At 56.0% G+C, this 13284-nt stretch carries 12 protein-coding genes; 4 read left to right on the forward strand and 8 right to left on the reverse strand.

Features of this window, described 5'->3' with window-relative positions; all coding sequences use genetic code 11:
• Nucleotides 1-109: 109 nt before the first annotated feature.
• Nucleotides 110-1030: a 16S rRNA (cytosine(1402)-N(4))-methyltransferase RsmH gene (gene rsmH, locus DYY88_RS08890; protein ID WP_236146380.1), complete on the reverse strand. Its 921-nt coding sequence runs from the start codon at nt 1028-1030 to the stop codon at nt 110-112.
• Nucleotides 1031-1363: 333 nt separating this feature from the next.
• Between rsmH and DYY88_RS08895 the strand changes: the two genes are divergently transcribed.
• Complete coding sequence (locus DYY88_RS08895; RefSeq protein WP_039730230.1) at nt 1364-2548, forward strand: NAD(P)H-quinone oxidoreductase subunit H; 1185 nt, start codon at nt 1364-1366, stop codon at nt 2546-2548.
• Between the two features lie 99 nt (nt 2549-2647).
• A complete protein-coding gene (locus DYY88_RS08900; RefSeq protein WP_052288564.1) occupies nt 2648-3121 on the forward strand; it encodes a GNAT family N-acetyltransferase in 474 nt (157 codons plus the stop codon).
• Between the two features lie 25 nt (nt 3122-3146).
• On the opposite strand, the gene hypD is transcribed toward DYY88_RS08900, so the two are convergent.
• The 4 genes from hypD to DYY88_RS08920 form a co-directional block, all read right to left on the reverse strand.
• Nucleotides 3147-4295 carry a hydrogenase formation protein HypD gene (gene hypD / locus DYY88_RS08905; RefSeq protein ID WP_039728403.1) on the reverse strand — a complete coding sequence of 383 codons (1149 nt, stop codon included), beginning with the start codon at nt 4293-4295 and terminating at the stop codon, nt 3147-3149.
• A 68-nt stretch (nt 4296-4363) separates the two neighbouring features.
• Nucleotides 4364-4657: a HypC/HybG/HupF family hydrogenase formation chaperone gene (locus DYY88_RS08910; RefSeq protein WP_044151346.1), complete on the reverse strand. Its 294-nt coding sequence runs from the start codon at nt 4655-4657 to the stop codon at nt 4364-4366.
• A 196-nt stretch (nt 4658-4853) separates the two neighbouring features.
• Nucleotides 4854-7400, reverse strand: coding sequence for a carbamoyltransferase HypF (locus DYY88_RS08915; RefSeq protein WP_044151345.1), 2547 nt, complete (start codon nt 7398-7400; stop codon nt 4854-4856).
• Nucleotides 7401-7678: 278 nt separating this feature from the next.
• A complete protein-coding gene (locus DYY88_RS08920; RefSeq protein WP_039728401.1) occupies nt 7679-7816 on the reverse strand; it encodes a photosystem II reaction center protein K in 138 nt (45 codons plus the stop codon).
• Between the two features lie 369 nt (nt 7817-8185).
• On the opposite strand from DYY88_RS08920, the gene DYY88_RS08925 reads away from it, so the two are divergent.
• Nucleotides 8186-9721: a class I SAM-dependent methyltransferase gene (locus DYY88_RS08925; protein ID WP_039728399.1), complete on the forward strand. Its 1536-nt coding sequence runs from the start codon at nt 8186-8188 to the stop codon at nt 9719-9721.
• Between the two features lie 127 nt (nt 9722-9848).
• On the opposite strand, the gene DYY88_RS08930 is transcribed toward DYY88_RS08925, so the two are convergent.
• The 3 genes from DYY88_RS08930 to DYY88_RS08940 form a co-directional block, all read right to left on the reverse strand.
• Nucleotides 9849-10451 carry a hypothetical protein gene (locus DYY88_RS08930; protein ID WP_039728398.1) on the reverse strand — a complete coding sequence of 201 codons (603 nt, stop codon included), beginning with the start codon at nt 10449-10451 and terminating at the stop codon, nt 9849-9851.
• 234 nt (nt 10452-10685) lie between these two features.
• A complete protein-coding gene (locus tag DYY88_RS08935) occupies nt 10686-11573 on the reverse strand; it encodes a peptidylprolyl isomerase (RefSeq protein ID WP_063776197.1) in 888 nt (295 codons plus the stop codon).
• A 212-nt stretch (nt 11574-11785) separates the two neighbouring features.
• A complete protein-coding gene (locus tag DYY88_RS08940; RefSeq protein ID WP_052288563.1) occupies nt 11786-12127 on the reverse strand; it encodes a hypothetical protein in 342 nt (113 codons plus the stop codon).
• Nucleotides 12128-12216: 89 nt separating this feature from the next.
• Here DYY88_RS08940 and DYY88_RS08945 point away from each other — a divergent pair, with 89 nt between their 5' ends.
• The gene (locus DYY88_RS08945) at nt 12217-12954 is read left to right on the forward strand and encodes a succinate dehydrogenase/fumarate reductase iron-sulfur subunit (RefSeq protein WP_039728396.1); all 738 of its coding nucleotides are present in this window, start codon (nt 12217-12219) and stop codon (nt 12952-12954) included.
• Nucleotides 12955-13284: the final 330 nt, after the last annotated feature.

The following is a 13284-nucleotide window of genomic DNA, read 5'->3' on the forward strand; positions in this document are numbered from 1 at the left end:
GGGGTGAGCACGTTAGCCTCGCCATCAAGTACCCCTCTGCGTCAGGGTTGATAAATCCGGAAAGTTCGGTCGCTAAGGATTTAGATGAGGGTCGATGGTTATATCGTTACTAAGCATTGGCAAGGTCTACCTTTTCAGCGACGCGGAGTTTGGCCGATCGCGCGCGAGGATTGGCTTGCAATTCGGCATCGGTGGCGACCAGGGGCTTTTTCGTAATGATTTTGAGGCGATCGTCCTGGCGAAAGGCGTGCTTAACGATGCGGTCTTCCAAACTATGAAAGCTGATGATCACTAAGCGACCGCCGGGCACTAACCAGTCAGGAGCATTGGTGAGAAAGGTTTTGAGCACATCAAGTTCAGCGTTCACGGCGATGCGCAGGGCTTGAAAAGTGCGTGTAGCGGGATGGATACGGCCATAGCGATATTTTTTGGGTACGCATTGAGCGATCGCTTCTGCGAGTTCCGTCGTGGTTTGAAAGGGGCGTTGTTCCAAGATCTTGCGGGCAATCCGCCGCGACAGCCGCTCTTCGCCGTACTCATAAATCAGGTTGGCGAGATCCGTCTCATCCCAGTGGTTCACAATGTCGGCGGCACTGAGTTCCTGCTGCTGATTCATCCGCATGTCGAGGGGGGCCGTTTGGCGAAAGCTAAAGCCCCGCTCGGGCATATCCAACTGTGCCGAGCTAACACCAATATCGGCCAAAATGCCTGCAAATCGTTGTTCACCAGGCTTGAATTCGCCAAAGTTGGTGTGATGAAACGTGACGCGATCGCCAAATTCTGCCAATCGGGCCTGCGCGGCCTGGAGGGCGATCGCATCTTGATCCAGCGCCACCAGTTGACTCTGGGCATCTCGCTGCAAAATCAGCGCACTATGGCCGCCACCGCCCACCGTCGCATCCAAAAACCGTCGCCCCGGTGATGTTTCATCAACCTGCAGCCCGGTCAACACCGCCTCTGGCATCACTGGCACATGCTGAAACCCTTCAGCGCGATCGCTCATCCCGGCATCATTCACCGCTACCCTCATTTCACTCAATTTTGCTTTTTCTGCCTTCTTGATATCCCGTACGGGTGAGGCATGGTCGGAATCATATTGCTGTTTTCACCAACTCAGTTTCTGGCGACCATGCCTTACCCCTACCTAGCTATCCTCACACCCTCACACCCCTTATAGGTAATGCCAATCCCATCTCAAAGCTTATGGTATGGAAATGCGTAGAAAATCTGGGGTCAGACCTTTTATATTAAGTAGAGGCAACATTTTTCCAAACTGAGGCGAATTTGCGGAAGTGGAATGATGGTTGCCATCGTGCCCAACCGGGCGATCGCCCTCATTGTTGATACCCTTCCAGGCGGATTCATGACACGCATTGAAACCAAAACCGAACCCATGGTGATTAACATGGGGCCGCATCATCCCTCTATGCATGGGGTGTTGCGCCTCATTGTGACGCTGGATGGCGAAGATGTCGTCGATTGTGAGCCGGTGATTGGCTACCTGCATCGCGGCATGGAAAAAATTGCGGAGAGTCGCACCAACGTGCAGTTTGTGCCCTATGTGAGCCGCTGGGACTACGCTGCCGGCATGTTCAACGAGGCGATTACCGTTAATGCGCCTGAAAAATTGGCCGACATTGACGTACCGAAGCGGGCCAGCTACATTCGCGTCATCATGCTGGAGCTCAACCGTATTGCGAACCACTTGCTATGGTTGGGACCGTTTTTGGCCGACGTGGGTGCCCAGACCCCCTTCTTCTACATCTTCCGCGAACGGGAATTGATTTATGACCTGTGGGAAGCCGCTACGGGTCAGCGCATGGTCAACAACAACTACTTCCGCATTGGGGGCGTGGCAGCTGATTTGCCCTACGGCTGGATTGATAAGTGTCTCGATTTTTGCGATTACTTTGTCCCCAAGGTTGACGAGTACGAAAAGCTGATCACTAACAACCCCATCTTCCGGCGACGGATTGAGGGAATTGGCGTCATTTCGCGGGAGGATGCGATCTCTTGGGGGCTATCTGGCCCCATGCTACGCGGCTCTGGGGTGAAGTGGGATCTGCGCAAAGTAGATCACTACGAGTGCTACGACGAACTGGATTGGGAAGTGCAGTACGCCACCGAAGGGGACTGCATGGCCCGCTACGTTGTGCGCATGGCGGAAATGCGCGAGTCTGTAAAAATCATTCAACAGGCTTGTAAGCAGTTGCCGGGTGGCCCTTACGAAAACCTGGAAGCCAAGCGCATGTCTGAAGGGCCGAAGTCGGAGTGGAACGACTTTGACTATCAGTTTGCGGGCAAGAAAATCCCCCCCACGTTCAAAATTCCTGAGGGTGAACATTATGTGCGCCTGGAAAGTGGCAAGGGTGAGCTGGGCGTCTTCATCATGGGTGATGACAACGTGTTCCCCTGGCGTTTTAAGATTCGCGCGGCGGACTTCAACAATCTGCAAATCTTGCCGCACTTGCTGCGGGGCATGAAGGTCGCTGACATTATGGCGATTCTCGGCAGTATCGACATCATCATGGGGTCGGTCGATCGCTAATCAGGCCGCCATGACAGGGTAATTTGAGGGGGACGTGAGCGATCGCGTCCCTTTTGTTTTGAATGTCCCCAAGTCACAATAAAGTCAGCAGTGACAACCATGACAGCGGTTTGCCAAATTCGACCCGGTGATTTTGCCAGTGAGGAGGCGCAAGCCCTGGTGAGCGAACTGGATCAGCATCTCGCCGAACTTTATGCTGATTACATCCCCGACCTCTACGGCATGAAGCAGGCCGATGTGGCGCAGCCGCGCAGTGGCTTTTGGCTGGCCTGTGTGGTGGATCAGGTAGCGGGCTGTGTCGCAGTGCGACCTTTTACTCACACGAAAGCGGAGTTGAAGCGGATGTATGTGCGGCCTGCTTTTCGCAATCGGGGTATTGGTAAACAGTTACTGGCGACTGCCGAGACCGCTGCGATCGCTTGGGGCTACACCCACCTCTGCCTCGAAACCGGGGAAGCCCAACCCGCCTCACTACACCTCTACACCCAAGCCGGATTCCAGACGATTTCCTGCTTTGGCCATTACGACGACCCCGAGAGCCGCTGCTACGAAAAGGTACTGACCCGACGATAGGGGATGCTATTTGCCAGCAATTCCCTTAACGCGATTTTGCCAACGCTTCAGACGGCTGAGGAGCTTGAGCTGCACCATATTTGTAATAGGCGGCGCAGGCTCCTTCTGAAGACACCATGCAAGCGCCGATGGGGTGTTCGGGGGTGCAGGCGGTGCCAAAAACCTTGCATTCCCAGGGCTTTTTGACGCCTTGCAGGATTTCGCCACAGGCACAGGCTTTATGGTCGGCAACGCGCTGGTGGGGCAGCGTGAACTTGGCCTCGGCGTCGAACTGCGAATAGTTGGGGTGCATCTTGAAACCGGAGGCGGGAATGTCGCCCAATCCGCGCCACTCAAACTGTTCTCGCACGGTGAAGACTTTGGCTAATGCATCTAGCGCCACCGCATTGCCGTCGTGGTTCACCAGGCGGGTGTATTGGTTCTCCACTTCGCAGCGGCCCTCGGCTAGTTGGCGCAGCACCATCCACAGCGATTGCAGAATATCCAGCGGCTCGAAGCCCGCGATCGCGACGGGCTTGCCATAGCGTTCGGCAATCACCTGATAGGGCCGTGCCCCGATGACCATGCTGACGTGCCCCGGCCCGATGAAGCCGTCAAGCTGTAAATCCGGATTGCTGAGCAGCGCTTCTAACGCCGGGACGACAAGGACGTGGTTGCAGAACAGGCTGAAGTTGGTGATGCCTTCGCGCTGGGCTTGCAGCACCGTGAGGGCGGTGCTGGGGGCGGTGGTTTCAAAGCCGATCGCAAAAAATGCCACTTCCCGATCCGGGTTTTCCCGCGCCAATTTCAGCGCATCCAGTGGGGAGTAGACCATGCGAATGTCGGCTCCCTCGGCTTTGGCTTGCAGCAAACTTTGCTGGGAGCCGGGCACCCGCATCACGTCGCCAAAGGTGGTGAGGATGACGTGGGGCTGCTGAGCGATCGCGATCGCGTCATCCAATCGGCCCTTGGGCATGATGCACACCGGACAGCCGGGGCCATGCACTAACTCAATGCTGGAGGGCAGCAGCGATTCCAGCCCGTATTTAAAGATGGAGTGGGTGTGGCCGCCACAGACTTCCATGATTTTGATGGGGCCGGGGTGGTCTTGAGTGAGTTGTTCACCCAACCCTTTAATTTCATGAAGCAGCCCTTGAGCTTTTTGAGGATCGCGAAATTCTTGAACGTATTTCATGGCGATTGGGTCGTGGGGATTTCAGTGTGGGGGATGGGCGTTGAGGCCAGGCGGAATGGTCGATCTGGTCAGGGGCGGGCGGTTGCGGCCAAGTTGGCGTCTGTGCTTGCGATCGTGGCGTGGACTGCGGCCATTTCTTCGAGCAGGTCGAGAGTCTGTTGGGCTTCATCGGGGTCAATGCGGTTCATGGCAAAGCCGACGTGGACGAGTACCCACTCGCCGATGCAGTCTTGGAGGGGATGGTCGTCATCGACGATGCAGGCAATATTGACGGGCCGCCGCACGCCGCCGATATCGACGATCGCCAACTGTTGCTCGCGATCGCTGATGTCAAGAATTTGTCCGGGGATGCCTAAACACATGATGTCATTTGTCCGTTTGCGAAAGGGGTTGGAGATTGTAGAGGGGGGAAAGAAACCTCACCGCCTGCGGCACCTCTCCTTCGTAAGGAGAGGTTGAGGGAAATTTCGGTTCGGCAGTCCGGTTCCTCTCCTTAGCAAGGAGAGGCTAGGTGAGGTCGGACACATTGGGGCTTTGGTCAGAAGCATTTGATCAAAATCACTTTGACGAAAAAGATAGGTGGCGGGCGATCACGATCGCGCCCTGCCCCAGGGCAAGGCCGCCGTCGTTGGCGGGTACCTCATGGGGGATGAGGACGGTCAGACCCTGCTGCTGCAGCTGTTCTTGTACTGCAATCAGCAACACCTGGTTTTGAAAGACGCCGCCGGAGAGAACGACTTGGGTCAAGTGTTGATGGTGGGCAAGTTCGGTGGCGAGTTGGGCGATCGCGGCGGCGAGGCCCAAATGGAATCGCGCTGCAATGGTGGCAACAGGCACTCCTACTTGCAGATCTCGCAACAGCTCTGACCACATCGGCACTGCTGAGAGGATGGGGCGATCGCCCTCGCGCTTGATCGCAAAGGGATAAGGCGCGGCCTGCAAATCATCAGGGGTAATGAGCGCTTCGAGTTCGATCGCGCCCTGACCTTCATAACTGGTAGAGTCGCGGCAAATGCCCACCGCAGCAGCAACGGCGTCGAATAAACGTCCGGCTGAGGAGGCGAGGGGCGATCGCGTGCCGGTAGTCAACATGTGGTCGAGAATGCCGCGCGGCTGATTGGCCAAAAACTGCACCAGTTCCAGGTCACCGAACTGCTGCGTCAGCGCTTCCCAGCCGAGGGCATTCATCAACTGGGCGTAGGTGTTGCGCCAGGGTTGTCGGGTGGCCTGAGCCCCGCCGAGCATGGCAATGGGTTCAAAGTGAGCGACGCGCTGACAAGTCTGATAATCCGCAATCAGGAATTCGCCGCCCCACAGAGTATCGTCGTCGCCGTAACCCAGGCCATCTAAGGCAAGGCCGAGGACGGGAGCCGTGTCGATGGGCAAGCCGTGCTCGACCATTGCTGCGGCGATGTGGGCGTGGTGATGCTGAATGCCGTAAAGGGGCAAGTTGCGGTCAGTTGCGAGGGTGTGGCCCAGTTTGGTGGAAAGGTAATCGGGGTGGAGGTCGGCAGCGATCACAGCGGGTTGGTGCTCAAATAAATCCTGATATAACCGGAGCGTGTCTTGATACGCCTCGAACGCGATCGCATTTTCCAAATCGCCCAAATGCTGCGACAAAATTGCCTCCCCCTCTCGCATCAGGCAAAAAGTGCTTTTGAGTTCGCCGCCCATGGCGAGAATGGGGGGCGCTTGCTCAAAACCGGGGGGCAGCGGCAGCGGCGCGGGGGCGTATCCTCGTGCCCGGCGCAGCGTTTGGCGTTGGCCCCGCACCACCCGCACCACAGAGTCATCGACCCGATTCACAATGTCGCGATCGTGCAGGAGGAAATAGGTGGCGATGTCGCCTAGCTTTTCCCGCGCGTTGTCGTTGTCAATGCACTGAGGTTCATCGGAGCGATTGCCGCTGGTGAGCACGATGGGCCGATCCAGCCGCTGGAGGATCAGGTGATGCAGCGGGGTGTAGGGCAGCATTACGCCGAGGGTGGGCAGGTGCGGGGCGAGAGACGTCGCAAGGGGGCGAACAGTGCTGGGGAGAGTGTGAGGGTGGTTGGGTGGCTGGGTGGTTGGGTGAGTCGATGAGTGGGGGAGTGGGGCAGGGAGGGTAGTTGAGGAAACACTGCCGTCTAAGGTACGCACGCGGTCACCCTCATACCCTGCTACCCTGCTACCGAATAAATCGGCTTTCTGTTTCAGCAGGACAATGGGCGCTGCCGGACTCTCCAACAGGCTCCGCTCGGCGTCGCTAATCTCGCAGTAGGGTTTGATGACGTTGAGGTCGCGCACCATGAGGGCAAAGGGTTTGTGATCGCGGTGTTTGCGATCGCGCAATCGCTGCACGACGGCTTCGTTCGTGGCGTCGCAAGCGAGGTGAATGCCCCCGAGCCCTTTGATGGCGACAATTTCGCCCCGGTGGAGCAGAGCGGTCACAGCGTCTACCACCTGCAGCGAGGCCAACTCAAAGGTGAGGGGTTGGCCGTCAGCGCGTTCGAGCCAGGCTTGGGGGCCGCAGCGATCGCAGGCCACGGGCTGCGCATGAAAGCGACGGTTTAGCGGGTCGGTATACTCGGCCTGACAGACTGGACACAGGGCAAAGGTCGCCATGCTGGTGTGGGCGCGATCGTAGGGAATGCGGCGAATGATGCTGAGGCGGGGGCCGCAGTGGGTACAGTTCGTGAAGGGATAACGGTAAAAGCGACTGGCGGGATCGAGGGTTTCGGACAAGCAGTGGGGACAAGTGGCTGCATCGGGCGAAATTTGGGTGCGACGATGGCCGCTACGGCTGGGGGTGATTTCAAAACTGGTTTGGACAATGGTGGCGCAGTCAATGTCGCGCCGCTGAATGGTCGTAATGCGTGACAGGGGCGGGGCCTCCGCGAGCAGGCGAGCGACTAACCGATCAATCTGGGGGAGGGGGCCAGCTACGCGAATCATGACTCCGGCAGCATCGTTATACACTTCGCCTCGCAACTGACAGACTCGCGCTAAGCGATACACCGTAGGGCGAAAGCCGACGCCTTGTACGGTGCCTTTGACGCGAATTTCGGCGGCGGTTTCTACCCTCACCGCAGAAGCTTGAGTCGGTCTTACAAGATTTGCAACCATGGGCGCGAACGATGAGTCCTCCAATTGCCACAATTAGGATGCGGTGTTGCTAGTGCCCGCGATCGCCCTCATGCTGCCACAGGTTTTCTGTCCCCCGCGCCAACCAAATGTTCCTATAAGAATTCGGTTTCAGTTTGTTGCAGTCGGTGGTGGCCAGCAGTTCTCGCTGGTTGATACGCCGCCCACACACTCATTAAAAAACAGCGCCCCAAAAATGCGGGACGCTGTTGTGCATAGTGAATGAAATGGGGTCTTTCTCTGAAGAGAATTGCTAGACCTTAGCGAAAACCCACGGCTGCCTGCCAGACAAACGCCAGCAATAAAAAGAACACAGGGATTACGGGCAACACATCTACCAAAGGATCGAACAAAGAATAAGCTTCAGGCAGTTTGGCTAACAGCAGAGCAGCTTCCATTGGCGCAATAACCTCTTCAACACAGTTCTCATAATTGCTACAGATTTTAACATGCAACCTCCCCCTTCACGCAGAAATATCTGGATGTCTGTATTGCCTGTGGGGTAACCGTTACAGCTCTTTTTGGTGAATCTGGACGGCAGGATTCAGCGGTCGTTTGGCGGCGCGGCGATGGTGCCGAATGAAAATTTTTAGGGATGAAGCGCGATCGCCCTATCCCCCCTGCTCCCCTTGCCCCCTCGTCCCCCAGGCAAAGTGCGCCCTGACTTCCGCCACTTGCGCCAACTTTGAACCTGTGTTGCAAGGGGTTGCAGCTTTTAAATTCGTGCCTATAACTATGAGTGACCTAAATCATGGAATCGAGCATTAATGTCTACTTGGTCTTCTGGCTACAACACCGATCTTGGCTACACCTTTGGTTACTATCGCGAAATCAGTCCAGAATGGCTCGACTTTGTGGCATTGAGCAAGTTAGTGACGCCCCCCGCTGGGGACTGGCGCTACCTGGAATTGGGCTGTGGTCAAGGCTATGGGCTGCTCTTATTGGCGGCGCTCAATCCGGAGCATGACTTTTTCGGGATTGATTTCAACCCGGTACACATTAGCCACGCGCGGAATTTAGCGACGGCGGCGGGGCTGACCAACGTGCGGTTTGAAGAGGCTGATTTCACTGCTTTGGCAACGGACTGGCCCGCCGACTGGGGACAGTTTGACTACATTACCGCTCACGGCATTTATTCCTGGCTGCAGCCAGAGGTGTGCGCCGCGATCGTGCAATTGATGAACCATGCATCGCGGGCCGGAGCGCTGGTGTATCTCAGCTATAACGCTCTGCCCGCCTGGTTTTCGTCGCATCCGATTCAGCATTTGATGCGGCTTTGGCAAACGACTGAAAGCTTGGAGTCGGTGAAGGCGATCGAAACGGGCATTCGGCGCTTAGAAAAACTCACCGAGGCCCAAACGGGGATGACGCGGATGTTGCCCGGCATGAAAGCCATGCTGGACAAGGTGGCTAAACACGATCGCGCCTATCTGGTGCAGGAATATTTGCACGACAACTGGCATCCCCGCTGGTTTGACCAGGTGGTGGAAGAAGTGAAGCCCGCTAAACTCACCTACGTGGGCACGGCCAGCATGGGCGATCTCTTTTTGCGCAGCTTTATGCCGCAAAAGTTCAAAGACATTGTGCAGGACTACACCGACCCCATCGTGCAAGAGGTGATGATCGATACCCTGGTTAACCAAAGCTTTCGGCGCGATGTCTTTAGTCGCGGGGCGACGCCGATGTGGACGGCCCAGCGGCAGCAGGCGATGTTGCAGCAGTCCTTTGTGTTGCTTAATCGCCCCCCTGCCGATGACGAACTCAAATTCAAAACTTCTATTGGCGAGCTGAAGGGCAAAGCCGAAATTTACAATTTGTTCTACGACCAACTCGCGACTGGCCCCAAAACGGCTCAGGAGCTGATGCAGGTGCCCGCCAGTCAGCCCTTGGGATTGGGGGATATGATGCAGGCGTTGTCGTTCATGCTGAATGAAGGACACATTGGTTTCTACCGGCCGCCCAGCGATCGCGGTCCCGCTCTGGCGCTGAATCGAGCGATCGCGATCGCCACCGCTAATGGAGCGCCCTATCGGTTTGCGATCGCCAGCAAACTCGGTCATGTCGTCACCGTCAGCGATGTCGATTTAATGCTGCTCACCGCCACCTTTGACCAGCCACAAGGTTCTGCAACGGAACTGGGAACCGCTCTGGTTGAACGGCTACTGGCTTTGGGCAAAGGACTCAGCCAACAGGGCAAACCCCTCACCAAGCGCGAAGATCTCTTGCCCTACGCCACCCAGCTGGCCGAAACCTTTTTGCAAAAAACGTTGCCTCAATGGCGTGAATACGGCGTTTGTGAATAATGCTTTAGAAGGCAAAGACAGCGGCGCACGGTTTCCCGACAGCGATCGGCCCTGCGGTTCCAGGTCATCGACTCGTAGCGCATTGGAGCAGAGCTAGAGCCTCATGACCGGCATCAATGCGGCTGGATTAGTTGACCGATGGCTTAACCGTAGAATCCACAGCGGTGGTTGTCGCCCGCGAGCGGCGAAACTGCTCACCCGATTGGTCAAAAAAGTGGACGAAATGCCGAACAATGAGCGGATCGGACCATTTCAGCCGGGCCCGCTGTTCGAGAATAACGCGGGCCTCACGTTCGGTCATGGGGTGTCGCCAACCGCGTTCTTGTTGACAAGCCACCCAGGTATTTAAGACTTGAAAAATCCGCGCCAGTTGGTCTTGGGGCACCTTGCGCTGGTGATACTGCTCCAAAATAGTGGCGACTTCATCTAAATCGGCTTCTCGGGCAATCCGCACACTTTCCACAAACCACGGGCTGAGCGCCTCCATCATGTGACGATGATCGCGAAACTCGTGCTCTAACAAATAGTCATTGATGTAAAGAGCCCCCAGGTTTTTGCAATAGGCAGCCATCAATAACACCTTACGGTTTTCGTGGCTTAGGGCGAGCTGTTTGCCGTAAAGCTGACAGAGTCGCGCGAGGTCTTGCGATTCTTCTTGCAGCCACACGCCTTTATGCCTTAACAGGCTGCTGATCAGTTTGAGATAACTGCTAAAGCTGGGCTGACTCATAGCGTGGGTGCCCTATTGGCGGATGCGATTAAATACAGAAAGGCTCATTGAGTCGAAACGGATGGGTCAATCATACGCAATCCCACCTGGTTCTGGGGTGAACGTGTGCTTTATGCAAGACAATGGATGGCAACTGGCTACAGCGTCCTGAGGCGCCGTTAAAGTCGTCCTCTCACGGTAGGTTGTAGGGTTGAGGCTTGGGCCGCAATCGCGTCTGGAGAGTCAGCGCGGCAACTATTGCCAGGGGTCATCCGGCGAATTGGCCGCAGCAGATGCGTCTGGAGCTACTGAGATGTCTGCCTTTGGGGACGTTGCTGGGGTGATTTCGTCCCGATTAAGGGGAATCGACGCCGCCAATTCTGGGGGCACGTCCTGAGCTGGCACGGTCAGCGTATCGGCAGTCGGAATGGTCACGGGAGACTGCTGCAGTTGCTCTCGCATCCAGTTTTGAAAGAGTTCTTCCAGTAAGCGCTGTTCAGTTTGTTCATCCAGTTGGGCGGGGAAGAACTTTTCCAGACGAATCACCACGTACCATTCGCCAATGCGTTTGGGTGGCCAGATTTGCCCTGGCTTGCTTACGGAGAGCAGCCCCGCCAGGGCGGGGTTCGGCACGCTCAGTTCGACCGGGCCGATTAACCCGCCCGTTTTCGATTCCTGGCCTTCGGAATATTCTTTGGCCAGGTCGGCAAAGGGCTGACCATCGTCATGAATGCGGTAGTAAAGCTCTTGGGCGAGGCCCAGTTGACTGGTGCGAATCAGGGAATACAGGACGCGATCGAGGCGACTTTTGCGCTGGAGAAAGTAAGATTCCAGATCTTTGCCAAATTGCTGCTGTTTGAATTTGGCCAACTGCCGATCGCGAATCGCCGTGGTGCGAATCAGGTCAGACGTGCCGTACTGCTGCTTGGCCCAGGCATTGGCCTCTTCGGGATTGCTGATCTGGTTGCGCTGACAAAACTCGGCCTCGGCCGCCTGGATTTCGTCTTCGGTGAGTTCGACATCCGCGATCGCATCATCAATAATCACTTCTTGAATGACCCGCGACAGCAGATTGGTTTTGCTGAGTAGCGGCACCAGTTCCTCTGACTGCAACACGCGATCGCCAACCTTAAGCAAATCCATATAGAGTCACCCGACCAAAATACACTCCAAGCTTGCCCACAACCCTAACTCAACTTGCTGCTCTGGTCGCGCGATCGCTGTCCTGGTTGCCAAAATTTACGATTTAGGGGGATCAGTCGCAACTTGACGCTAAACACATACTTCACAAGCGACTGAGAGCAGTGCGGTCTGCAAAGCGCTGACCTGGCTGATCGCGTCTGCTCACATCTGACTTAACGGTTGACGAGGGTGCAAAGTTGATCGCCGATATCTGCTGAGGTGAACTTTTGGGGTTGACCTTTGTGCGCCCCTTTGAGCGGGGTGCGGGTGCGATCGCGGCAATCGTAGCGGGTGAGGGGTTGCGGCTGCCCGTCAACCGTCGCTTGCACCCGGTAGCGCCAATGGTATTTAGCGCTCCGCTGCACCCGCTCTAGACAAATGGTGTGAGCCTCCCGGTCGTAGCAGTTACGGGCCTGAACTGGCAAAGCAAAACTGGTCACGGCAAAGGCGATCGCGCCGACAATCGCTAAGCCATAGCGCAGCCATCGATATCGACGGGGATGGGAATCACTCATGCCAAACACAACGTTTTGCCCCCAAGGCTGGGTAAATTGCTGACTCCTTTCTACACTAAAAGGAAAGCAGCGTTCCGTTGGCCGATTCCATGAAACTCACCCTCAAAGTTTGGCGTCAGTCGAGCCCTGAAGACACGGGCCGTTTTGCTCAATACGCCGTTGACGACGCTCATCCCGACATGTCTTTTTTAGAACTGCTGGATGTGCTGAACGAGCAACTCATCGCCCAGGGCGAGTCTCCGGTTGAGTTTGATCATGACTGTCGCGAGGGCATCTGTGGTTCCTGCGGCATGATGATCAACGGTCAGGCCCACGGCTCACAAGCCCAAACGGCAACTTGTCAGCTATATTTGCGCCACTTTCAAGACGGTGACACGATCACGATTGAACCCTGGCGCGCCCGAGCGTTTCCTGTGATCAAAGATTTAGTCGTCGATCGCTCTGCCTTAGACCGCATCATCACGGCAGGCGGCTATGTTTCCGTCAAAACGGGATCGGCGCCTGAGGCTAACAGCCTCCCCATTGCCAAAGCCAACGCCGATTTAGCCTTTGACTATGCCACTTGCATTGGCTGTGGGGCTTGCGTGGCAGCCTGCCCCAATGCGTCGGCTTCATTGTTCACAGCGGCTAAAATTGCGCACCTCTCCCTCTTACCCCAGGGCCAAGTCGAGCGCCAGCAGCGGGTACAGGCGATGACTCAACAGATGGCCGCCGAAGACTTTGGCGATTGCTCGAACCATGGGGAATGCGAAGCCGTCTGTCCCAAAGGCATTTCAATTGATGCGATCGCGCGAATGCGGCGAGAATACGTCCAGTCGTGGTTCTAATCAAGCGCTTGATGTACCCGTTGTCAGGCTGATCGCAGGCATTTCACCAACCGCTTTAAATATGTGCCATTTTTCTGAAGGAATGACACAATCTATAGAAAGAAGGGTGCATTATCAGCTCAGTTTGTTGCGTATTTTCACAGCTTACTGTGACTTGTCGGTCTAAACCGATACGCTCAATGAGGAGCACTTGACTATTTTGATCGGCTTCTTTACGGAATATCCCTGATCTTTCATCGTTAGTTGTGAAAAGTTCCAATAGGCAGTCAGGGTTGCCCATCCGTAAATCTGCTGGTTGACGCCATTGGGGACACCGCACTGCTGATCTGC

The organism is Leptolyngbya iicbica LK (assembly GCF_004212215.1).
Lineage (GTDB): Bacteria > Cyanobacteriota > Cyanobacteriia > Phormidesmidales > Phormidesmidaceae > Halomicronema > Halomicronema iicbica.